Annotated in this window: 25 protein-coding genes; 7 read left to right on the top strand and 18 right to left on the bottom strand. The window is 46.2% G+C overall.

Annotated elements, in window-relative coordinates:
- Positions 1-55: 55 nt before the first annotated feature.
- The 6 genes from ACO0KZ_RS01545 to rsgA all read right to left on the bottom strand — a co-directional run bounded on the left by ACO0KZ_RS01545 (position 56) and on the right by rsgA (position 6,197).
- Complete coding sequence (locus ACO0KZ_RS01545; protein WP_422992045.1) at positions 56-1,111, bottom strand: helix-turn-helix domain-containing protein; 1,056 nt, start codon at positions 1,109-1,111, stop codon at positions 56-58.
- A gap of 184 nt (positions 1,112-1,295) precedes the next feature.
- Complete coding sequence (locus ACO0KZ_RS01540) at positions 1,296-2,042, bottom strand: sterol desaturase family protein (RefSeq protein ID WP_422992043.1); 747 nt, start codon at positions 2,040-2,042, stop codon at positions 1,296-1,298.
- A gap of 10 nt (positions 2,043-2,052) precedes the next feature.
- The gene (locus ACO0KZ_RS01535) at positions 2,053-2,352 is read right to left on the bottom strand and encodes an Mpo1-like protein (RefSeq protein ID WP_422992041.1); all 300 of its coding nucleotides are present in this window, start codon (positions 2,350-2,352) and stop codon (positions 2,053-2,055) included.
- A gap of 83 nt (positions 2,353-2,435) precedes the next feature.
- Complete coding sequence (locus ACO0KZ_RS01530; protein ID WP_422992039.1) at positions 2,436-3,056, bottom strand: hypothetical protein; 621 nt, start codon at positions 3,054-3,056, stop codon at positions 2,436-2,438.
- Positions 3,057-3,255: 199 nt separating this feature from the next.
- Entirely contained in the window at positions 3,256-4,836 is a 1,581-nt protein-coding gene (locus tag ACO0KZ_RS01525) for a dipeptidase (protein WP_422992037.1), read from the bottom strand.
- Between the two features lie 287 nt (positions 4,837-5,123).
- On the bottom strand, positions 5,124-6,197 hold the full coding sequence (rsgA, locus tag ACO0KZ_RS01520) for a ribosome small subunit-dependent GTPase A (RefSeq protein ID WP_422992035.1): 1,074 nt from the start codon (positions 6,195-6,197) through the stop codon (positions 5,124-5,126).
- A 7-nt stretch (positions 6,198-6,204) separates the two neighbouring features.
- Between rsgA and ACO0KZ_RS01515 the strand changes: the two genes are divergently transcribed.
- A complete protein-coding gene (locus ACO0KZ_RS01515) occupies positions 6,205-6,366 on the top strand; it encodes a hypothetical protein (protein WP_422992033.1) in 162 nt (53 codons plus the stop codon).
- Between the two features lie 227 nt (positions 6,367-6,593).
- Here ACO0KZ_RS01515 and ACO0KZ_RS01510 read toward each other — a convergent pair whose 3' ends face one another.
- Together ACO0KZ_RS01510 and ACO0KZ_RS01505 are read right to left on the bottom strand one after the other, a co-directional pair.
- A complete protein-coding gene (locus ACO0KZ_RS01510; RefSeq protein ID WP_422992031.1) occupies positions 6,594-7,328 on the bottom strand; it encodes a hypothetical protein in 735 nt (244 codons plus the stop codon).
- Between the two features lie 213 nt (positions 7,329-7,541).
- Positions 7,542-8,432, bottom strand: a complete 891-nt coding sequence (locus tag ACO0KZ_RS01505; RefSeq protein WP_422992029.1) for an amino acid ABC transporter substrate-binding protein — start codon at positions 8,430-8,432, stop codon at positions 7,542-7,544.
- A gap of 562 nt (positions 8,433-8,994) precedes the next feature.
- Here ACO0KZ_RS01505 and ACO0KZ_RS01500 point away from each other — a divergent pair.
- The 3 genes from ACO0KZ_RS01500 to ACO0KZ_RS01490 all read left to right on the top strand — a co-directional run bounded on the left by ACO0KZ_RS01500 (position 8,995) and on the right by ACO0KZ_RS01490 (position 11,151).
- Positions 8,995-9,534, top strand: a complete 540-nt coding sequence (locus ACO0KZ_RS01500) for a PH domain-containing protein (protein WP_422992027.1) — start codon at positions 8,995-8,997, stop codon at positions 9,532-9,534.
- A gap of 309 nt (positions 9,535-9,843) precedes the next feature.
- Positions 9,844-10,290: a GNAT family N-acetyltransferase gene (locus ACO0KZ_RS01495; protein WP_422992025.1), complete on the top strand. Its 447-nt coding sequence runs from the start codon at positions 9,844-9,846 to the stop codon at positions 10,288-10,290.
- 183 nt (positions 10,291-10,473) lie between these two features.
- A complete protein-coding gene (locus ACO0KZ_RS01490) occupies positions 10,474-11,151 on the top strand; it encodes a hypothetical protein (RefSeq protein WP_422992023.1) in 678 nt (225 codons plus the stop codon).
- A gap of 420 nt (positions 11,152-11,571) precedes the next feature.
- On the opposite strand, the gene ACO0KZ_RS01485 is transcribed toward ACO0KZ_RS01490, so the two are convergent.
- The 7 genes from ACO0KZ_RS01485 to ACO0KZ_RS01455 all read right to left on the bottom strand — a co-directional run bounded on the left by ACO0KZ_RS01485 (position 11,572) and on the right by ACO0KZ_RS01455 (position 17,248).
- Positions 11,572-13,830 (bottom strand): isocitrate/isopropylmalate family dehydrogenase, encoded by a 2,259-nt coding sequence (locus tag ACO0KZ_RS01485; RefSeq protein WP_422992021.1) that lies wholly within the window; start codon positions 13,828-13,830, stop codon positions 11,572-11,574.
- A gap of 234 nt (positions 13,831-14,064) precedes the next feature.
- On the bottom strand, positions 14,065-14,394 hold the full coding sequence (locus tag ACO0KZ_RS01480; RefSeq protein WP_422992019.1) for a DUF4259 domain-containing protein: 330 nt from the start codon (positions 14,392-14,394) through the stop codon (positions 14,065-14,067).
- 214 nt (positions 14,395-14,608) lie between these two features.
- Positions 14,609-15,154, bottom strand: coding sequence for a DUF7010 family protein (locus ACO0KZ_RS01475; RefSeq protein ID WP_422992017.1), 546 nt, complete (start codon positions 15,152-15,154; stop codon positions 14,609-14,611).
- 29 nt (positions 15,155-15,183) lie between these two features.
- Positions 15,184-15,696 carry a hypothetical protein gene (locus tag ACO0KZ_RS01470; protein WP_422992015.1) on the bottom strand — a complete coding sequence of 171 codons (513 nt, stop codon included), beginning with the start codon at positions 15,694-15,696 and terminating at the stop codon, positions 15,184-15,186.
- A gap of 85 nt (positions 15,697-15,781) precedes the next feature.
- Positions 15,782-16,279 (bottom strand): DUF6882 domain-containing protein, encoded by a 498-nt coding sequence (locus ACO0KZ_RS01465; protein ID WP_422992013.1) that lies wholly within the window; start codon positions 16,277-16,279, stop codon positions 15,782-15,784.
- 118 nt (positions 16,280-16,397) lie between these two features.
- The gene (locus tag ACO0KZ_RS01460) at positions 16,398-16,724 is read right to left on the bottom strand and encodes a DUF4288 domain-containing protein (protein ID WP_422992011.1); all 327 of its coding nucleotides are present in this window, start codon (positions 16,722-16,724) and stop codon (positions 16,398-16,400) included.
- 125 nt (positions 16,725-16,849) lie between these two features.
- Complete coding sequence (locus tag ACO0KZ_RS01455; RefSeq protein ID WP_422992009.1) at positions 16,850-17,248, bottom strand: hypothetical protein; 399 nt, start codon at positions 17,246-17,248, stop codon at positions 16,850-16,852.
- Between the two features lie 532 nt (positions 17,249-17,780).
- Here ACO0KZ_RS01455 and ACO0KZ_RS01450 point away from each other — a divergent pair.
- Positions 17,781-18,593, top strand: coding sequence for a tetratricopeptide repeat protein (locus ACO0KZ_RS01450; protein ID WP_422992007.1), 813 nt, complete (start codon positions 17,781-17,783; stop codon positions 18,591-18,593).
- 241 nt (positions 18,594-18,834) lie between these two features.
- Here the strand turns inward: ACO0KZ_RS01450 and ACO0KZ_RS01445 are convergent, their stop codons facing one another.
- Genes ACO0KZ_RS01445 through ACO0KZ_RS01435 form a run of 3 tightly spaced genes read right to left on the bottom strand, consistent with a single transcriptional unit; the run spans position 18,835 to position 20,992 of the window.
- On the bottom strand, positions 18,835-19,500 hold the full coding sequence (locus ACO0KZ_RS01445) for a TetR family transcriptional regulator (RefSeq protein WP_422992005.1): 666 nt from the start codon (positions 19,498-19,500) through the stop codon (positions 18,835-18,837).
- Positions 19,501-19,546: 46 nt separating this feature from the next.
- Complete coding sequence (locus ACO0KZ_RS01440; RefSeq protein WP_422992003.1) at positions 19,547-20,185, bottom strand: NAD(P)H-binding protein; 639 nt, start codon at positions 20,183-20,185, stop codon at positions 19,547-19,549.
- A gap of 21 nt (positions 20,186-20,206) precedes the next feature.
- Complete coding sequence (locus ACO0KZ_RS01435) at positions 20,207-20,992, bottom strand: SDR family NAD(P)-dependent oxidoreductase (RefSeq protein WP_422992001.1); 786 nt, start codon at positions 20,990-20,992, stop codon at positions 20,207-20,209.
- 330 nt (positions 20,993-21,322) lie between these two features.
- On the opposite strand from ACO0KZ_RS01435, the gene ACO0KZ_RS01430 reads away from it, so the two are divergent.
- Complete coding sequence (locus ACO0KZ_RS01430; protein WP_422991999.1) at positions 21,323-21,664, top strand: autorepressor SdpR family transcription factor; 342 nt, start codon at positions 21,323-21,325, stop codon at positions 21,662-21,664.
- Positions 21,661-22,242: a hypothetical protein gene (locus tag ACO0KZ_RS01425; RefSeq protein WP_422991998.1), complete on the top strand. Its 582-nt coding sequence runs from the start codon at positions 21,661-21,663 to the stop codon at positions 22,240-22,242. Before ACO0KZ_RS01430 ends, ACO0KZ_RS01425 begins: the two co-directional genes overlap by 4 nt.
- Positions 22,243-22,397 lie beyond the last annotated feature (155 nt).

Below are 22,397 nucleotides of genomic sequence, written 5' to 3'. Positions count from 1 at the left end.
GGAGCAACAATAAGATTTGCGTGGCTGACGTACTAGCGTGGATTACGATTTCGGATTACGAATTTATAATTCCGGAATTCTTTGACGCCTGCAAAGTCTTATATTTGGCGGGTGTCAGCTGCGTGTGCTTTTTGAACGCGGAATAAAACGTGGACAGTGAATTAAAGCCAGAGCGTTCAGCCAAGTCTTCCATTTTCATTGCGGTATCGCCTTGCAGCTGGGTTTTCGCATGTTCAATCCGGTAACTATTTACAAAATCATTAAAGGATTGATCAAGATTGTCATTCAATAATTGTGACAGCTTAGGCGTCGACCAACCTAGCATTTTTGCTAATTTTGGCATCACCAAATTCGCATCCAAAAAGGCTTGCTGTGTAATCATGAACTGTTCCAACTCAGCGATTAAGGGTTCTGCAATTTTGTTGGATATTTTCTTGTTGGCATAAGGGCTGATGACTCTATCCTTTTGGTTTTTATGTAGGAATACGGTGAGTACACCGAGGCTAATCAGAAAAGTGAAGGTTAAAGCACCCGAGATATAGGAGGTATAGCTCGCGAAATAATAGGCGCACCAAATCAGTCCACTTCCAAACACAATCGACAGTACGATGACGAGATCGATTTGTGTACGCCAGTTTTTCAGGTCAAGGTTACTTATTTTCGGCCACAGCATATAGATAGAAAGCAAGGTATAGGCGAGCCAAACATAATTAATGATTTTGTAAAATAGTCCACCCCAAAGCTGCGGATACGCATGGTAAGGAAATAGTGCCCCAATCACGATGACCAAGATGCCAGGAATAATTAAGTGCAAGCGGTGAAGCGATGAATCACGGAAAATTCCGAGGAATTGAAGGCTATAGCAATAAAGTAAGGGCCCAATCAAAAAACAAGCAGATAAGCCCACTTGCAGAATCTGTTTTCCGATGGCGGGATTGAAATAAAACAAAACTGATTTCAGTACTCGCAAGCTCAGCATGAGAATAACGCCAGAGAGAAAACGGTTACTCCATTTTCCTGGCTCGCGCAAGAATAAATAAGTGGCAAGCAGCAATCCATGAATGCCGCCTAGACCGCTAAATAGAAGTAATAGTTGATCAAAAATTGCCATGAGATTTTCTGATTTTTGAGATGCGGCATTATCCCATGTGGCAGCACAATTGAGAAATGGGTCTGGTTGGGCTGAAATCAGTGAGCACATGCTCAGCGCAAAGTTAGTATGAAAAAAGAAGAACGCGATAGCGCATCAATAATTGGATCAAGCCCTCAGAACTTGGATCTGGCGTTGTGGCCAATCAATCTTTATTAGTCTTAAACAGTATATCCAACAGTCGGTTAGTAAAGCCGTAATTGACATTGCCCAGTGTGTGATGATAACGATGATAGGTCGGATGATTGATAAGTTTTTTAAACCAATGATGGTCAGATAAAGCGGGCCACAAATCATAGTTGCAATGGATACAAACCGTGTACGTCATCCCGAACGCATGCAGCAAGACGACCATGCCTAAACTCATCGGTACTAGTAACAAAAAAAGTGGAAAAGTAGCGGCGATGACGATCGCTTCTAAGCCATGTACGCTATAGCTGGAGAATGGCGTGACTCTCACCGAACGGTGATGTACCGCATGAAAGCGTATCAAGTATCGGTGATGTAAAAGTCGATGCGTGCCGTATGAATATAGGTTGTTAAACACCACAAATGCAGCCAGTTGCCAGAGCGCCGTTGCCGCATCTTGCGGCCATAAGTCAACACATAAGCTACGGTAGCTAAGGCTGATGACGCCAAAAAGTAAACATGCCAGCAGGCCATTGCGCAGTTCGTATGTGAGTTGTCCAGGTTTGAGTGGACGCAGATCGATTTCTCGTCCTAATCCTATGGCCGGCCAGAGTTGGCGAGTTAGCAGCCATCCGACGCCGCCACCGATTAAATAGATCGACAGGTGCACAAGCGTTGCTAACAATAAGGCCCAGTGCCAATCCATCTGCATCCAATAGTGCAATTGAAGATTGATCCACGCCATTAATGTGCTAAATGTCATGCTGATCCTGCTAGAACTGAATGCGACCGGTAAACATCTCAGCGAACATACGTAGATTGGCGCAGGCTGTTAAGAAAGGATGTTTGAATTCAATATCCGCACCCGGCTCCAAAATACCATGCCCTATCCATATCGCCAACAAGGCGGGGAATGGTGCTAATAAAATGAGCCAGTACTGCGCGTCAAGCAGTGCCCATATGCCTAAAGCGATACCGAGCATCCAACCCAATAAGTGCACGCGGCGGTTCCAGCAATTTTGGTGTGACGCCATGTACAGCGTATAAAACGAGTTAAAGTCGGTTTTGTTCATAAAAACTGTTGGGAGAGTTAGTTCTATATGGCGTTGCTTGAGTCGTGAATATCATACAAGTATCGATGTGAACTATCCCTGAGCTATCGCTCTTGCGAAACATCTTTTACATCAACCAATTCAGATTCAGTATCATTTTTTTCATCCGATATTCCTTTCTTGGTTTTCCATTTGGAGTAAAAATAGGCTGTACCCGCTACGGCACCAGTCACCGTTGCAGCAACACCTATCACAGGGGCAGCTGCGACGACGATAGGCGGGCCGATAATGGCTGCTCCAGCTGCGACGCCAGCAGCAATGCCGAGACCCATGGAGACAGTCTCGGTTTTTTCTTTAATTTCAAGGTGATTTTCTTCTAACTTGCTATCAAGTTTTTTCACACCATCGATGACTTGGTTGCCAACGAATTTTGCACCATGCGTCGCATTGTCGGTTAATTGCTGACTAGTCTCTTTGACTTGCTCCATCAAAGCTTGCGTCGTTTCATGTTCGATCACATGAGTCAACGATTGTTGCACTGATTTACCTGCGGCTAATGCAAATGACGTCGCTGCGCTCGCTTTATTGACAGCTTCCTTACTAACCGTTTTAGAAACAGACTGTGTAAGATCTTGTGCCATGGTCTGTACATTGAGCAAACTACGGCCAGCGCTATTGGCTGATTGCATTGCCAATTGACTCAGCTTTTCAATACTATCTTTCATCAGCTATACCTCGTAAGACAAGAAATTAAAATACATGACTTTTCGTTGAGTAATTTTAGCAGTAGTAAATTTTATTCGTACAACTCGCATATACGCCTCCGGACTGTCCAAAGTACAGCAACGCTCGTTGCAAAAAAAGATCACCATACTCAGAAAGTCATATTCTCAAAGATTCTTCGTGCGTGCTTGTTTATCAACTCTATTTTGCCAATTCGACCAACACCGCCGTGTACATTTGTAAGTTCAGTAGCAACTGCTTAGTCGAAATGAATTCATGCTCCGAGTGTCCCGAGTACACCATACCAGGCATCGATGGACCAAAGCTCACTGCATTTGGAAACAAGCGCGAATTGGTACCGCCGCCAATAGAGATGGGTTTCGCATCCTGAATGCCTGTGTAATGTGCAAACACGGATAACAATGTTTGAATCTGAGGTGCATCTTTGCGTATCCATGGATCGCTTAACTCTATCGATACATTATGTAAGGCGACGTGTTTTGTTTGCCATGAATTTAGTGCGTCTTGTATCTCTCGTTGCAATTGAACACCATCTTTACCTTGTGGGCGACGGATGTTGATACCAAGTTGTATGCCTTCTGGAGTCTGTTTGAGCACCGTCGGTGCCACGCTCATCGAGCCCATGAAGTTGTCATGATAGGCGGCTTTACCTAACTTCTCACCGTACAGACTCGTGCCGAGTAATTCGTTAATTAGATTCACCATGCTCCCCGCTGTTGTTGCTTGCCAACTGCGGAAATAGAGCGCATCGGCCAACATCGCGATCGCGTTCACGCCATCTTCCGGTTTCGAGGAGTGCGCCGATACACCGCGCGCCTTAATCTGCAATTCACGGTCTTTCCAGCTAAACGAATATTGCATCTTGTCTTGCTTCGCTATTCTTTGTTTGATTTCTTGTTCAATGGCGGGAGTTGCGTTGTTAATGCTTGCGTAAGCATCTTCCGGAATTTGACTACCGAAAAAGCCACCACCGAAGGTGCTCAAATAAGTTTCCGTATTGGCGATAGTTGGATTCTGTGGCGGTACCGTTAATTGCACCGTGCCATAGCCTTTTTCGGCGATCACAACAGGATATTCTGCATCCAAGGTAATGTTCATTTGCGGTGGCTTATGGGTCTTTAGGAAGGCTTCCAAAAGCGCCCAATCGGACTCTTCTGCCATGTAAACATACAGCTCTATGCGCTTACGCAAAGCTAGCTTTTTGTCTTTAATCGCCTTCATTGCATACAGGCCACTGGCAATTGGACCCTTATCATCTTCCGTGCCACGTCCTAACAAACGTCCAGGCTCGCTCTTGGTATCGAGTTTAAATGGTGATTGTTTCCATTTGCTGGGGTCGACAGGTTGTACGTCACCGTGAGTGATTACGCCAACTCTATCCTCGCTCTTGCCATAGCCGATCACGACCACATACCCATAGTCAGTAAAATCGAAACCCAAACGTTTTGCTTCCGATTCTAGAAATTTCTTGAAGCCAAGATGCGCTGGATTTTTTTCGAAGGGGATATCAGGGTTTGCGACGGTATTAAAACTCACCATTCTCCCCAGTGTTTGGACAATGTCTTTATTGTATTTTGCGATTGCATAGCTCGCGGTTTTCTTGGCCATTGCACTGGGTTCATTGGTGGCGTAGGTGGCGGTTGTAGCGAATCCCGTGAGAATAAATGCGACAATTAAAAGTAGAGGCTTGGCACCCAATGGCGCAAAGTGATTGTGCAATAAAGGGGCTCCGTGAATTTGACGAGAAAGTAACTCAAACATGACAATTCTTTTTTAGGGAAAAGTGGTAGTGTACGCCCAATTTGATTGCAACTTAATGTCGTCAGGAGAATAAGGCGCAATTGATAATCAGTCTCCTCGGTGTAGACGTTCACCTTGGATAAATGAGATTTGAGTCAGGTGAAGATTGCTGCTCATTGAGGTATTAAGACAAAGTAAAGCCTGTTGTTGTCGATTAGGGAAACGGTTGATAATGGCCGAGTTTAGTTCAAACATGTTGATATATTTCTGATTTGTTTGAATTGGCCTCGGCCACTTAAAAAATAAAGTTAGCCGTGTTTCAATCTATCCCTTTCTTTCATAGACCGTATCAACACCTTCCACTTCGACCTCGCCGCAATTTTGTCAATCGGAGTTTGTTGATTTCGCCGAGTTTCACGCAAGAGTTTTTGGTAGTTTTTGAGCCTGTCTTCATCTACTGCACTGCGCACCGCGCAGCCTGGTTCGCTTTGATGGCTGCAGTCACGGAATTGGCATTCTGCGGCCAGGGCATCAATGTCAGCAAAGCTTGCGCTCAGTGCTTCTTCATCGAGATTAAGTTGCAGGCTGCGTAGGCCAGGCGTGTCGATGATGCAGGCACCGCCTGGACATAAGTGTAAGGAACGTGCTGTGGTGGTGTGATGGCCACGATTATCACCAGCGCGTACTGCATCGGTTTCTTGCTGACTGCTTGCCAAGGTATTGGTTAGCGTTGATTTACCTGCGCCCGAAGAACCCAGCAAAATCAGGCTTTGCCCGGCAGACATCCACGGGGATAGCAATTCCACCGTGCTGCTGCTTAGCCCGTTGACAGCAAATACTGGGACGCTGGCCGACAAACGTTGCTCTACCTCAGCGAGGCGAGCTGCGGCATGTGGATGCATATCTGCCTTGGTTAACAGCACGACTGGAGCAACACCCGCCGCATGCACTAGCGCCAGATATCGTTCCAGTCTGCGCAGGTTAAAGTCATTGTCCAATCCCATCACGAGCAGGGCAGTGTCGATATTGCTGGCGAGTGCTTGCAAGCGTCCTTCATTATTGCGTCGCGCCAAGTGAGTCGAGGCGGGCATGCAGGCGATAAAGTGGTAGCCGCTAACTGCAGTACCACTGAGTAAGCCCCAGTCACCCACTGCCATGCTTAGTTCATCTGCTGCGAGTTCATGCAAGAGGCGCGGCAAGGCGCGCGCTTGCACGCTGCTGCAGCCATTGTGCAACACCAAGCTATCTCGGTGGACCTCGGTAATACGTGCCACCTGCAATGTGGCGTCTTCGGAAAAGTTGGCCGCCAGTGCGTGCAATTGGTTCGCGATGGCAGGGGTTAAGCCGATCAGGCGTAGTGATGCGAAATCAAAATTGATCATGATAAGTGTGTCTATCCAAATTCAAGGTGCGCAAATTTCCGTAGATGCGCAAAATAATCCCGCAGGCGTGACAAAAGCACGACGTGCAGAAACGAATAAAAGAAGATGGAAGTCGGCGCGTGATCAAACGCGCATCAGCACACTAGCGACAATTTTTTTAGAGGCTTAAGGTATTCGAAAAGCACCAAAAGAGAGTACAGGCAGCGATGTGGTCAGATCAGTTGGCCGACAGGAGGGCAATATCTACTGTTTTCATGCTTTTTTCTCCTGTGCTTATTGATAGAGACGTGAGTGTGCCAGCGGTGGTGCGAGACGTCAAGTATGGGGAATTTTGCTTAAATGACTTGCGTGTATGAACGCGACCGTGTCGTGCAAAAATTGGGAGCGTTCAGACAGCTATTTCAAAGCCAACATCTCTTCTACCACTTCTTCGAGTAAAGGATTTCTGTCGACAATTTCAGCAAAGCTCATGCCTTTTTTTTCCATCAAATACACTAGTGCGAGATGATAGCGAACATAGAGGCCAGAGGATATTTGTAGTCTTTTTTCGTTTGATTTTAACTGCGTCAGGTTACCCATATAATCGAAGGTTTTTTTTCCTATCAAGTCGGCATAGCCTTCCTCAATCCAGCTATTGGTCTTAAATAATGAGGTGAAAAGGCCGGTATGGTTGACCATCATGCTGTGGGTGATTTCGTGTGAAATGAAATACACCAGATCTCTTTCTGCAGCGTCAGCCATCGTTGCGCGTGGGGGAATAATGCGGTTTTCAGCAATGACACTGGGTCGTATAAAGGAATTTTTGGGAAAGAATTTTATATTGAATCCACCTGCATTTGGCCTCAGGTTGGCAACAAAGCGCCAGCGCCAGTTTCTATTCGAGATGAAGACTTTGTATTCATCCTGTGCATTGTAATAGGCGGATTTTTTTATTCTCGCCAGAACAGTTTGACTAAGCTCGTCTATGTTTGAAGGTAATTCCTCGTCGCTGAAGATGCGCACGTTTTCCCTTTGGAAATGATACTGATACAAAAACGAAGGAGAAAAAAGGATCATGCCATACAGGCTTGCAAGAACAAATAAGCTGATGAAACCACGTTGAACTAGTTTTGATTTAAAAAAATGCTTCATTGTTTAACTTTATTCTGGGTGTGATGACCTTGGGACAAGTTAAGCATTACCACTTGGTTGAAATGCTTTTCTGTTTAGCCACAAAGACCTAGCCTGCCTAGATTGCAGGTTAGGTTGCTATATTTCTGCTAGGTGTCGCCTTGTTAGGACTGTCTTTGGCGGCGTAAGATTTAGGCCGGTACTTGGTCAGTGCCCCGTGATCGGCATAGCGTTCTAAAGATCTACATCTTTGAAGGAAGGATATCGCATTTGATCGAGCAAAATAGGATTTAAAGGCATCTCTAGGTTGATGCCATTGGGCTGGGTAGGTTTTTTGAACCATTTTTCATATAACTTTCCAATCTCGCCGCTGACCATTAAGCGTGCCAATTCTTTATTTAAGAAATCCTTAAACTGTGGGTCATCTTTACGCACGACAAAAGCATAGGTCTGGGTAAGCAGCACGTCTCCCGCAATAGTATATTGCGCGTGATTCTTGGTGCCTGCTTTCAAACCATAAAGTAATACATCGTCCATCACAAACGCTTTTGCTTGATTTTTTTCTAAAAGTTGAAATGCTGCTTCATGATCGGGCGCTTCGACTGCCGTGAATTTAATCGTTTTCGTACGAGGGTTTTCGGCTAATAACTTGGCGGTGGAAGATCCCTTTATTAAGGCAATTGGTTTGTCGCTAAAATCAGTCCAGTTTTTGATATTGGAGTCGCTGCGGGTAATGAATCGCACATTGGCGTAAAAATGAGGGATGATAAAACTCACTTGTTTGCGACGTTCTATATTATTAGTCGTAGTGCCGCACTCGATATCGGCTTTGCCTTCAATAACTGCGCTCATGCGCGTTTCTGCGTTGACAGGCACATACGTTAGCTTCAATTTAGGCTCTTTAAGTTCGCGTTTGATGGCGTCTACCAGTAATTCACAGATTTCGATGGAATAACCTACCGGTTTCTTTTTTTTATCTAAATAGGAAAAAGGGAATGTGGCTTCACGATAGGCAACTGAAATATTTTGACTAGTCTTAATTTTAGACATCGTATCTGCGGCGCTAACAATCAAACTGGCGTGTATCAAGCAGAAAAGTAATGCCATTTGCAGGGGTAACTTCATATTTGCTCCGTCGATTTAGGGATGAATTGGGGGTTATCTCATAAGGTCACAGAGTGCATGAAAGCGCTGCATTTAGAATGCTTTGATCTAATTTAGATGAATCGCAGGGTTCAGTAAACCACTATTTCAAATATATTCTCAAATGCCCTAGGTTTTGTTCAATAGGGCATGTAGGAATTGTTTAGGCTCTTGTATTTGATGAAACAGCGAATTGTAATGTATTCTTTATGAATGATTCCCGTACTGCGCAATAGAGCAAGCAATCTACTATCTCGTAGTTAGTTGGTTAGTTAGCGACGTCGAATGTTTTCAAAAATCAGTATAGGCGATAAAGACGTATTAGCAGGTCAGCCCTGACCTCAGTCGCGCATCTGAATGAATGCTCAATGTCAAAGACGATCCCGTCTATTGTGATTAGCCGAACACAAGCACTTAGCTTCTGCCGGTTGGTTTTCATTGTTAAGTTGATTCGCAGTGTTCGACTTAGCGGAAGAAGTACCTATCAACAGGACTTTATGGCAGACTATGCGCTTTGCTAAAACCGAAGAGACGTTAAGACACTATGAGCGCTAACGATACGCCTGATAATCGCAATACCAAAGACTGCCCGGTTTGTGGTGAAACCATTAAAGCGGTCGCGATCAAATGCCGTTTTTGCAATACCGATCTACAAGCCTACATGACACATGCAGAGCACGACGCAGAGCAAATTTTGTTTGCTGGCCATCCTGCGACAATTTTTAGTGCATTGCAATGGATAGTCGTCGTGCTGACATTAGGTATCGGGTATTTATTCTATTGGTTCAAGGCGCGTGGGCTACATTATGAAATCACGACGCAAAGGGTAAAACTAGAGCGCGGCATTTTTTCCAAAGTCAAAGATAACGTCGAACTTTTTACGATAGAACATTTTGACTTGAATACGCCATTTGGTATGCGTCTGCTGGGTTACAGCATATTGCAACTCAGATCGTCCGATACCAGCTATCCGCAGCTGCATTTGTATGGAGTTAAGAATTTGGAAGCCCTCTCTGACACCTTGCGCGAATGCTCGATGCGTGAACGGGCGAGACGTAGGGTGACTGCAATTATTCAACCATAAAGGTTTAAGCCGTTCAAACATCAATACATTTTTAGTTGCTCGTTGGCGGCTTGGAGCTGCTTTTATTCGTGCGTACAGTAGGGTGGAATAGCCAAGGCTGTTGTACCGATTTCAAATGAATTCATATTGGGAAAGCGTTTCACTATTGGTGTTTTAGGTGCCTTACAAAATGTCGTGGCCTAATGAGTTATCGTAGTCAGAGAGCGTGGGATGAAAAAACCATGCAGTGGGGTCGCAATGAGCGAAGCGGGCGAGATTCAAGCGGGATAGTTCAAGTGTAAAAAAATAGAAGTCAGGTAAACAAAGAACATGAAAATTGATTTGAAAGAAGTCACCTACGATAACTTCGATGCGGTCGTGGAGTTGCAACTCTTAAAGCATCAAGAAGATTATCTAGCGAGTAATACCTATTCGATTGCGCAATCGAAGTTTGATCCGCATTATCATCCGCGCGCCATTTATGCCGATGGTGAATTGGTTGGGTTTTTGATGTATCACAGCTTCGATTGTGAAGTGTTGCATCAAACTGGTATCCATCGGTTTATGATTGATCATCGCTATCAAGGCAAGGGAATCGGGCGAGGTGCGATGGAAGCAGCTTTAACTGAGATCCGCCGCACTCAGGACTTGAAACGCATCACGATTTGCTACCATCCTGAGAATGGTTTGGCGCAGCCTTTCTATGCCAGCTTTGGCTTTAAAGAAGTTGGACTCGATGAGGATGGCGAAATGATTGCGGTGATCGAAGTAGGCTAGTAGCCATTAAGGCAATGTTGCATCTATCTACTCCTCCCACGTTTCCTCATTGAATACTTCTACGTGAGTGTTGCAGCTGCGCCTCATTTTTTTTATCGTTCATTACGTCAAAGGCAAAGCATTTGCCAAGTGCCAGCAATTCCAACACACTTAGCGCCTTATGTTGAGTTGCTTGGAGAGGCTATGTATAAGCAAGCGGTCTATTATTTCGGTGCGGTGTTGTTGATAGCGCTGATCGGTTTTTACCCTTCATATTTCGGAAATCTAGGTAATGTCGATTTGGTTCATCACTTTCATGGTATCGCGGCGACCCTATGGCTGTTGATGTTAGTCGTTCAATCTTGGTTGATGCGAACAGGGAAAATACAAGCGCATAGGATAGTAGGGCGCACCTCACTAATACTGGTGCCCTTATTCATACTCTCTGGCTTATTCATGATCAAAGCGATTGTAACGAGCCCATCAGGTTTTTCGCTAGCCTTCGGTAGTCGCCTTGCTTGGATTGATACCGTCACGATGATTACTTTTGTCGTGGTATATGTATCTGCTATTTACTATCGCAAGAGCATACAACTGCACGCGCGATTTATGGCGTCTACCGCAATACTGGTTTTACCACCAGCGCTCGGGCGCATTATGCCAAGGTTAGGAGAATGGATTACTTCTTTCGAGATGGCTGTGCATCTGTCCTACGCGATCTGTATTATTGTCGTGCTCAGCTTGATCTACGACGACTACCGTAGAGGAAAATGGCGAGCGCCTTACTTTATTCTTTTGCTTTCTGTGGGCCTTCAGCAATTCGGTTTTTATGCGTCGAATGATTGGTCGTGGTGGATGAGCTTGGTGAACGCTTTCAAATAGGGCTTAGAGCCAAGTCTTCACATATAACATCACTACTCGCCACGTACGATTATCTATGGCGTTTGATAAGCTATTTTGAAAAATCGTAAGAGGGAAGGTGATCCCACGCAAATTTTTCAAAGTCGAAATGGCATGAGCGTGACCTTGGCATTTGTAGTTTTTAGAAAAGGCCTGTTCAACATGAAGCTTGCTTCGTCGTTACGCCTTGCCAGCAACGCGGAAAAACGCGCACTCGAACCTGTCCAACTGAGGAATTTAGGATAATTCGCGTAAAACTTGTCCAAGCGTCGAGGATTTCGCCAAGATACCGCAGTTCCAACATACACCTGCGGATTCGTGCATGGCTTGACACCCTCGTGAACGAATAAGATAAAGCGCGTCCGAGTGGACGCGGCTTATCGGAAGACGCTTGGAGCCACTCTACATCTGGCTGTAGTTGATACCGAGATTCATTGCATAAGGGCGCGAGACGCCAGCGATTTCTTTGCCTAGCCTGTCGCCTTCGCCATCAATAAAGGTGCGGTTAAGCATGGTCTCTGAGATCATCCATCCACGCGCAACGAGCTGATTTTGCACGGCCATCATCGCGGTTTGGACAGCGATATAGTTGAAGCCTTCATTAGCGAGGGGCCCCGTTTGGTCAATCCCTACGCGGTAGCGATCTACGTCGCGCTTCTCGAAGTCACACATCGTGGGATAGATTTCCGTGCCGCGACTGGTAATACGCAACAGTTCGAATCCATGCTCATTCAGGATAGGCTTGATCTCCTGTGCTCGTACCCGATAGAACGCTTGAATCAATTTGATGCTCACGGCGCTAAATTCGACCAGGCTGTCGACGGCTTGCTGGAGGGTCTTCTCCTTGAGCGCATCGCTATAGCGCTTGATCGTGGCTTCGCTCGCATTCATCGCTGTTAGCGCCGAGCCAAACGACGTGGTGGCGAGCTCGGGGTGGGCATGCAGGTAGTCACGCATCACCCGAGCGCTGTATTGCCCAAAGCTGCGAATCGATTGAAGGCTGCCGGCTTTGTTCTTATTGAACATCGTGCGCAGATCGATGCCCGTTTCGCCTTCGAATAGTTCACGCACTGCCGGAACCAGGCCGGTCGCTTCTTCGTCGACAGCGCCGGAAGCGGTGAACGACACCCGGAGGCCGGAATCGTCGACGAACATATCGAATCCAATGATTTTGGAGTTGGCGCGTGTCGGATTCGGCGGGGTATTACGCTCAACAAACGCCTCCCATTGTTTGCTGCCGGCCTGCATGTCATCGGCGTACTGCTCATAGGAGCGTAACACCCGCTCAAACAGTGGCCGTGCGTTTGCATCCGCGCGAGCCAAGGCGAGTTCCTTGACAGTGTGGTGCGGCTGCGCATCCTTAAGCGCCCTTAACTCCATCACTTTCTTCGCGATCTCAGCGGCGAATTCACGGGTACCTGAACGTTCCCTACCTTTGCTTATTTGAAATGGCCCTTGCTTAATGTCGCCAACGTAATGCCCGTCTGCCAGCACTTCCAGTACCGCGGCCTTGATGAGTTCAGCGCCACGAATGTTCGCAGCGCCGCCAATATGCAGCAGCATCTCTGCCGCGGCATCGATCAGCGCGACCGGATTGGCCTTGTTTTGTCCAGCGATGTCATCGGCAGTGCCGCCCATCGTTTCGAACATCGAGACCGCCTGATGATTGTTCGGATTGGTATTGTTAGAGCTCACTAGTCCGACACCACCAGTCACTTTCGCGGCAATATCCGATCCGATGTCGCCAAACATATTGGTGGTGACAATCACGTCGAAGTTCTGTGGCACCGCAGCGATCGCCGCCAAACCATCATCAATGATCATGAAGTTCGCTTCAATGCCAGCGTCGCCGAGTCGTTCCCGGCTGTAGTCGCGCGCGACTTTCAAGAACGATTCCTTGAACAGTCCACCGGTGATCTTGAGAATGTTAGGTTTCTCAAGCGCGGTCACCTTCTTCCGACCATCGCGCACAGCGGCCTCGAAGGCAGCGCGACAGATGAGCTCGCAGCCTTCGGGCGTTTGATGTCGCAAAGCCTGGGGATAGTTGCGGGCCAGGCGATGTTCAATCGAGGCATACAAATCCTCAACGTTCTCGCGCACAAACAAAATGTCCGCACCGGGAATGCCCGGCGCGATTGGGTCTAGTGTCACGCAACGGCGAATATTGGCGTATTGTTCAAAGCCTTTGCGAATCGTCACGTTGCGGCTGGGCTCGTCTCCCTCATCGAGGGTGCGCAGGGCGCCTTTCAGTACGGCGTCTGCCTTGCTCGCATCCATCAGGGTTTGCCGCTCAAGCTGGGTCACCATCTCCTTGGCGGCTTTGAGAGTCTCTGGCTCAAGTTTTTTAAGTAGTATTTTGTAGAAATCATTGATATTGCCGGCGGCGCGTGCCTGGTCTTTCGCCTGGGTTTCGAGTTCCTGAGCTACTTCGTCCGGCGCACGGTTAGCAAACTGCGCCGCGTACGCTTCGGGGGCATGTTGCTGCAACAGCGAGAAGAGATCTTTAGCGTCGGGATAGCCGAGGGTGCCCTCGATATAGGCAAACTCAAGGCCAGTGGCTGCCAGAACCATCTGCGTAGCGTCGATGCATTCAGGGCCAATGCCCTGACCTTTGATTACCAGAATGGTGGAGGTATTGTTGGTTGAAGTGGGCTGGTTCATCGCTAGTTCCTTCGACAAGTAGATGAGATTGAGGATACGCCTTTAAGTCTTAGTATTGTCTTCATTGGCAGAATTACTTGCGTGGGGGATCAATGCAAAGGCGATTGCCTATTATAAACATATGGTGGCTTTTAGGCTTACATCAGTGCAAGTGCCTGACGCTGGCGCGAACCGAGATACAAGGCTTGCGACGAAGTCGCAAGCCTTGCTTGCATTTCCATGTCGAGCAAAAAATTAGGTAGGCTCTGGGCCTCGCAAGTCTGTGATTTCACTGCGAATTGCATCGTTAAACTCGTCATCCTCGAAGATGCCAGCATCCACAATCGCCTGAAGTCGGTCTGCGGCTAGTGCTCGGTGACGGTCGATGTCATCAACTGGCCAAATGTACGTTCGGCCAAGGAGCCGAATCAAGTATGCAGCTGCTCGAATCTCTTCGTAGTGGTCTTCGACATCCAGCATCAAAGTTTGTTCGACCCGCTCGGCCAGCCGAGTTTCATCGAAGATGTCGCCGAACCAATCAGCTGCGCCATCATTGTCCCAAGCTTTTACACCCCATGCTCCCATAATCTACTCCTTCGTTGAACGCCGAGTTTCGCGGCAGTTCTTAAGTTGTGGTTTTATGAAATATTCTTGCGCAGCAAAACCATAAAACCGCGACTTAAAAACTATCCAGTACGCAAAGCGCAAAACGCTGCAATGACTTACTAAAAAAAGACTCTTAATATGCTTGAGCTCTTTTTTAAAAAGCTCAACTGCAGCGCGCCCAACATGATGATTGTTAGAGCACTGGCTTGGATGCTTTTGAAAACAGTAAGAATGCAAATAGAATCTCAATTAATCCACCGAGGCCAGCAACAACCACAGGCTGAGCCACTAAGAAGAAGACGAGATTTGCCGTGCCAATAAGGCTCACTCCGATTATCCAGAAAATCTGCCTGCCAAAAATACTTGCAAAGATAAGATAGCGACTTCCAATAGTCGCCATCATTGCTGGGAAAAACAACTCTGGCTTTAAAAGAAAGAGGCCATAAGACATCGCACAACAAAGGATAAGCCAAATCGTCGACGCCATCGCAAGTTGGTTCAGTGCATTATCTTTGCTCGTTTTCGCGGGCCGCCCAAGCACTTTAGTTACAACGGTGGTAATAGGATGAATTAGCGCACCACCTATGAGCAGAGTCCATACAGCTTGGTTTATCCCTATTAAATTACACACAAACGCGGCTGTAATCCAAACTAGGCCAGACACTAGAATTCCTGGGGCGCCATCATAGTAGGCTTGTCGCATCTCATTTTGTTGTTCTTCGGATATAGAGAGTCTCATCAGTGCTCCAGTTGTTTTTAAGGTTTGAGTTAGGCGCCAACTGCGCTAAGACCCGACAGTAAGGACGGCAACCCAGAAGCTTTGAACTCGATGATAGCATCGGCTCCCTTGTTGCCGCGCCCCACAAGTTTGAAAGTGACGAGAGCATCTGGGAACGCGACAGCACCGAATGATTCAAAGGCAGGTTCCTGGAAGGTTCCGATGCTTGTGGGCGCTTGAACTAGTGCACCTGTGGAAGATCCGCCAATTGAAAGGCGCTCCGCACCAATTGTTCCGGCATAGCCGTTGAGAAATGTTCTTGAGACGTTCGGGTTGATCTTGGCCTGTTCGCGGAAAGACTGGTAGACGAAGCTTACTTCGACGTATGGTGAACTTCTTGACGCGATGGTGATGCCGTTGGGGTAGTTTGACTTCAGAACTCGGAAGCCACTCGGGACTTTGAGTGTGGCCGCACCATTCGCGAAGGAAGCCGCTTCGTCGCCACTCTTACAGGCGCAAAGAGAGAGGAGGCCGATCAATAGCATGCGACGGTTTTGTTTCATTGGCGCCTAAAGAGGTGAACAGCTGGCCGTCCACAGTTTAAAAAAGGACTCAATCGTTTTACGGCTAGTCTGATCGACCGTCCTGTTATCCATCACGCCGCACTTCAAATACTACGAACAGTGGGTGAACTTCGCCTTCGGAACCACGGAATACACCTATTGCTTCATTCGCTTTCAAAGCTAGACTACAAACGTACGACAGCGAGATGTCTGTTGGAACTGGAATCATGCCCTCAGTTAAGTATCTCAACTCAAATTTTTCCCCAAACTCCCTTACAGTGTGGCTTGCCTCAATCATTTCTTCCGGATATCTCGGGTTATTCCAACACCACTCAAGCGTTTGATCGTCAGTGCAGTACGTTGCGAAGAATCCGCAACGCGCTTCCACGTCAGGTGCACCTTCGAATTTGAGTCTGAGTATAGATGTCTCCGGGTTAAACTCCCACGAGTTGTACTCGTCGAATCCCCACTTTTCTCCGAGTTTAGCCTGTTTTGAATTAAATTCCTCTACAGCAGTCGCAGCAAACAAATCGGCTTCCTTGGATAAAACGTCATTAAGTGGCGGTGTTTGGCCATTCTTCATGTGCAGCTCCGTTCCTGATGATAGCTAAGCTGAGAGTTAGCGCGTTGCGCGTGTTTTTGTGCAGCTTCGCTCGAATGTCGAGTTATGCGTCAAACCGCTAAGCCTAGTTACATCAGTCCTAATTATGATTGGTTTCATCAGGATAGTATTTGTATCGGTTGTAACGATTCTCATAGAACTCTTCAAGTGACTCAGGTGATTCGAAAAGCTGTGAATACACTTCGTAACCATCGATCAATGGATCGCCATCCTGACGATATGCATCTTGTTGTGAGCCTGATTCGAAGCCATTTGCGTCAGAATATTCTTCAGATTCCCTTAGACCTTTTTGATGTGCTTCTTGTTCTGTCTCGGCTTGAATACAAACGATTCTCTCTTCAAAAACATTGGTGCCGTCCGCCTTTACTTTGAAAAGATAAATGTTACGAATTCCGTACCAATCCATGGAAAGGCTCCTAACGCAGAGCTACCCGGAACTGCGCACTATGCACAAGAACCGAAGCGCGAATGATTGAAAAATTGTTGAACATTGAGATGCCAATATGCGCAGTTTCCGAGTTGAGCGTCATGTTAAATGTGATCACGGACATTGGCAAATTCCTCATATTTATCTTTGAATTCTAATTCGAGCGCCAATCGTAATAATCCTGGATACGCGAACCAATATCGCTTTCGCATAAAATCGTTAAAAACTGTCGCACCCATTTCCTCGGCGTACATTTTTTGATGGTATAGATCGATCGGACTTCGATCAATTTCAAGAATTTTTCTTCGATGGCGCTTAAGAAGAATTCTTAGGTCTTTGACTGTATGGATTCCAAATGTCCTGAGTTCGCCAAGTTCCTCGGTATATCCAGCTTCGCTTTTCCAATAGTCATTCACCTGCGGAAAAATTTTACTTAATCCTTTATACACAAGCGCTTCACTAAGGACTTGATTGTCGATTTTCTGTCTAGCCGAAAGGATCATAAGGACATTTAACGTGATTTAATTTTACAAAATGAAAAGATACCTGACTACGAAAAAATAAGCAATTTGTTTTAACTCGCTTGAAACCCGCATGAATACTCACTAAAAATAGTTGTACTATGAAAATCAATGGTGTAAGCGAATCGACAAAAGATGCATGGTTAGAAGTCTGGGTTTCATACTTTTTTGTCAGAATTGGCAGATGTGGACATAGTCTTAGTTTGAAAGAGCGACGAACAAGACGCCCACTCTCCTACAATTACCAAACACATAAATCAGAGCCTGACAATCCACTCATGAAATGCCTATGCCTCAACGAATAAGTCGTATCTGGCTTTTATCCGCAAAACTAGGCGATGTCCTTACTCGAGCACGAATTTATACGCTAAGCTTCCCTAACGCCAAAAAATCGTAATGAGGAAGCTGCGTACAGACCAATCTCTAATGCCGTTGAGATATAAGTATGCAGTCTGAATCTGTCGTGTTTGCACAAAGTCTTATGGAACTTCAACATACTCAGAGGCATTAAAAAATGAAGCAACGATATTATGGATTGATCTTTGCACTGTTGTTGGTTTTGGTTGGCAATGTGCGCGCCGATACGCTCGAGGAAGGTGTTGCGGCTGCCCGTCGCGCCGATTTCGCCACTGCGTTAAAAATTTTTACGCCGCTGGCTGAGCAAGGAAGTGCGATTGCGCAATACAATTTGGGTCTCATGTATGACACAGGACGCGGCGTAAAAGAAGACTTCACGATAGCCTTTAACCTGTATCAGCAAGCGGCCGCTCAAGGCGATTCTGCCGCGCAGAATAATCTCGCCTTAATGTATGTTGAAGGTAGGGGCGTTGCTAAAAATCTGGTCGAGGCGATACGGCTTTTCAAATTGTCTGCAAACCAAGGCTATGTAAATGCTCAGGATAACCTGAGTGAGATGTATCGAAGGGGGCAAGGTGTAGTACGCAATGATGCAGAAGCATTCAAATGGGCAAGCCTTGCCGCAAATCAAGGTCTGCCAACTGCGATGACCAGAATTGCCGGGATGTACTTTGAGGGTAAAGGCGTGACCAAGAATTACGCCATGGCATTGAAATGGATGCGCCTAGCAGCGAGTCGCGGCGAGCCCGTCGCACAAAGTAATCTTGCTGAATTTTATGTGGAAGGAGATGCGGTTGGAAAAGATCTGCCACGTGCCTATATGTGGTTCAAAATTAGCGCTGGTTTGGGCAATGGCTGGGCGGCTGGCCGAGCTCAGGTGCTTTCAAAGCGACTGAAGCAGGAACAAATTATCTGGGCAGACAATACTGCGAAAGAATGTCTTGCACAAAAATTTGTAGGGTGTGACTAAAATCATTCTTGATGGTGAACATGGTGTTCGCCATCAAAAATTGAACTACAACCTATGTTCAAATCTAGAATTTAAATTCTAAATTTTTTTTCAAAACGAAGTTTGGTATACCCTGCACGGCCAAGGGCATGACGTAAGATACTTGTGAATTTGGTGGCGGTAAATCTGGTTATCGTGGGTCTTAATTTATTTTGTTATATGCCGAAAGCTGACACGATCGCATAGAGTTCGAGCGGTAGTTTCAAGCTAAAGCACCACGCCAATATTCGTTTAACGAGATGGTGAGTTCCTGATGAAATTCTGGGCGTATCGGTGCAAATATCGGGTTTGATAGTAATTTTTGCAGATGTTCTGGGTAGTCGAGTGATTGCCACAAACCTCGCATTAAGGCATAAGTCCGCAGCAGCAGACTAGCGCCGCGACCGTCTTCTAGCGATAAAATTTTATCCAGCTGTTTTCCGGTATCGACTAAGCTGCGAGTCAATTCGACCTTGAATGCATACAAAAATTCATCACTGAGGTTTTGCTCAAGTACACTGTAGGACATTGCATCGAGTCGTAAAAACTCAGGATGAGTTTTAAGGTAGGTAGCAATTTCTGTAATTAGGCCACTCGCGACTTCTTGGCGTTGCACTTTTGAAGTTCTCTTGTGATTAGTACTTGCGTTCAAAAATCCATGAATCGCCCCAAGCAAGCCTGCGAATTCTTCCGCTAACAGAGCAAGAAAAATCTCTTCTTTAGTACTGAAATAAAGATAGACCGTTCCCTTGGCCAAGCCAGCTTGATTCGCAATATTCGCAACCGCTGGCAATTGCCTGTCATTCGCGAGAAAGAGTTCGCGAGCAGCGTTTAAGATGATGCTGCGCTTGATGTATTTGTCGTCACTGGTGAGTGCGCGTGTCTTCATATTTCGGTGTAATTACGATATTGCCAGAAAGCGATCATTGTACAACTTAGAGATGATAAATCGCATCCGATTCAGCGATATGCCTTCCAGCCTTACTTTCCAACGCCAGTTGCCACATCATTTTTGCTACCTTGGCAGTACTAACGGCACGATACTTTTTAGGGATGAGAGGCGCCAATAGTTTGGCCAGGAAAATCGCGATGGATTCGCCCGGGCGCTTCTCAGGGCGCGGCCCCCCATCAAGAAACGACGGACGTACTATCCCCAGCTTTGCAAAACCTAAGTCTGCCAAATCCGCCTCGATTTGTCCTTTCACTCGCAAGTAAAACGACGATGCATTGCTAGCCGCACCTAGCGAGGAATTGTAAATAAAGCTTGGAACGCCAGCCTCTTTTGCTGCTCGCGCGGCTTTGAGCACATAGTCATGATCGATCTCGAAAAAACGTTCTGAGGTTCCGGCTTGTTTCATGGTTGTCCCCAATGCACATAACACTACATCGGCATGCCACCATTCTGCATCCGTCGGCAGATTGGCAAAGTCGATTATCGGATTCAACAATTTAGGATGCGCATTCAAGGCTTTGCGAGTAGGCGCAACCACGCGAACGACATTAGGGTTTTCCAAGGCTTGCAAAAGCAATTGATGTCCTACCAATCCGCTTGCTCCCAAAATAATGCAATGCATTTTTAATTCTCCATGGTGCGTCTAGTTTTTCATTAACAGGTAAGCCAGTTTGGTTTGTAACTGGCGCGGCACAAAACGGTTTGAGAATATCGTCAATTTATTGATCAGACCAGGCACGACACTCGCCTTGCCGGCAAAAAGAGCCTTTAAGCCGATGCGAGCAACCGTGCGAGACTGCATCATCACCAGTCGTTGATAGAGCGTGGGCTTCTGCCCTGACACTTGTAAAAAACTTGTGGCCGTTATACCCGGAGACAGCACACTCACTTTGATATTGTATTTGGCTAACTCATGGTGAAGCGCTTCTCCAAACAAGAGTACGTAGGATTTCGATGCCGAGTAGGCAGCATAAGTAGGTGTCGCCTGATACCCACCGATGCTGGCGATTAATAAAATTTGGCCACCACCTTGTTGTCGCATATCTTGCGCGAATAAATGCGTTAGCCGTGTCAGTGTCATCATATTCAAGGCTAGCATTTCATTTGTTCTTTCAAGATCTTGTTCTAGAAAATCGCCAAATAACCCGAAACCGGCATTGTTAATTAAGGTCGCAACCTTAATGCCATCTTGATCGAGTATAGACTTAAGTTCGGTTGCCGATGAGTCTTTACTTAGATCAAGGTCGATAATCTTCACTTTGATTGGATATCGTTCTTGCAGGCTTGTTGCCAAGACTTGCATAGGCTCAAGGCGGCGTGCTACCAAAACGAGATTTGCACCACGCTCTGCCAACAAACTGGCGAAATCAGTCCCTAGACCACTCGAAGCGCCCGTCACCAAAGCCCATGTATCCTTTACATCTTGCATATTTGCTCCTAGTTTAAATGACCGTTGGTCATCAATATCGTAAAATAAAATGACCTTTGGTCATTTATGTCTGAATTCTAAAAAAATTAGGTCCTATGGTCAAGTTAAATTAGTAGCGAAGTATCTCTAAACATTCAAACATCAGCTTGTGAAAGTCATGGAAAATGTGTCCTCTTTACAATATCTGGGCAACACAGGGAAGACTGTCGGTTTGCGAACATAGTTGGAAGCAATTAAATGTGTGAGGGATTCGAGTGGGGAGGGAGAGGCATGAATTTTTTCAAATAATAAATCTTGACATCATTTAGATGATTAGCTAATCTTCGAAACATGAATCCTATTTTTAAAGCATTGTCTGATCCGACTCGCCGCCAAGTTCTAAGCTTGTTGCGCGATGGCCCCTTAACGGCGGGTGAGTTGGCTGATCAATTTGATGTTTCTAAGCCGACTATGTCAGCGCACTTTGCAGTTTTGCGCGAAGCGGAATTGATTGAGTCTTCACGTCAGGGACAAACGGTGGTGTATTACCTCAAGCTCTCTGTGTTAGAAGAAGCATTGGTGGGTTTTGCGCAGTTGATGGGGATCAATATCAAAGCTGCAGAGTCAATCCCTGAAGTTGCAGAACCATCGAAATCACGGTCACCATTTTCTCAAAACAAAGGAAAGCCATGAAAATCTCGACAGTGAAAACTGACAGTGTTCTATTCGTTGTCGCATGTATCCTGAGCGTGTTGGTTGTGCTTGGTTGTAGTGTCACGCTTTCGCAATCGTCACACTTGCGATGGCCTTATATCATCACCATCATTTTGGTTCTGTGTGCTTGGATGTTCAGACAAATGCCATTCGTTTCTCAGAAAACGATGGCTGCTACCAGACACCAGAAAAACCTCACACAGGCGATTATTTATGCCTGCATTATTTTAATCGTAAGTCTGATTCTACGTTCACCGTGGGTAACAAATTTAGATCTTGATTTTGGTAATCGTATCCTAGGATGTCTGATGGGTTTGATGGTTTGCATTTTCGCGAATCGCGTGCCCAAGCAAATCAGTTCTGGATTCCGCTTGCGTATATTAAGAACGGTAGGATGGACTTTGGCTTTAGGTGGCTTGGGCTACGCCTCGGCATGGTTGATTTTACCTTTAAACTACGCGAATGCTATTGCATTGCTGTTACTGATAGTGTGCAGCGTAGTTGCCATTCTTCGTATTATCTATCTGCGTTTCTCTCATCGCGCTGCAGCGCCTTAAGTTCCTACCATCTTCGTTCTATTCTAGCTAAGGTGAAGTTTCTATCCGCTAGCTCAAGTAAAACTGAATCAAGCTAACAATGCTGCGGGAGAAAGTCCTGCATTGTTACCCAATCGAGTTTCTGCATAAGCGAAGTTAGCCCAAATGGCTCATTG

The sequence above is a fragment of the Undibacterium sp. Di24W genome (assembly GCF_049340325.1).
In the GTDB taxonomy this organism is placed as follows: Bacteria; Pseudomonadota; Gammaproteobacteria; order Burkholderiales; family Burkholderiaceae_D; genus Undibacterium.
This window is presented reverse-complemented; position numbering and strand designations above follow the sequence as displayed.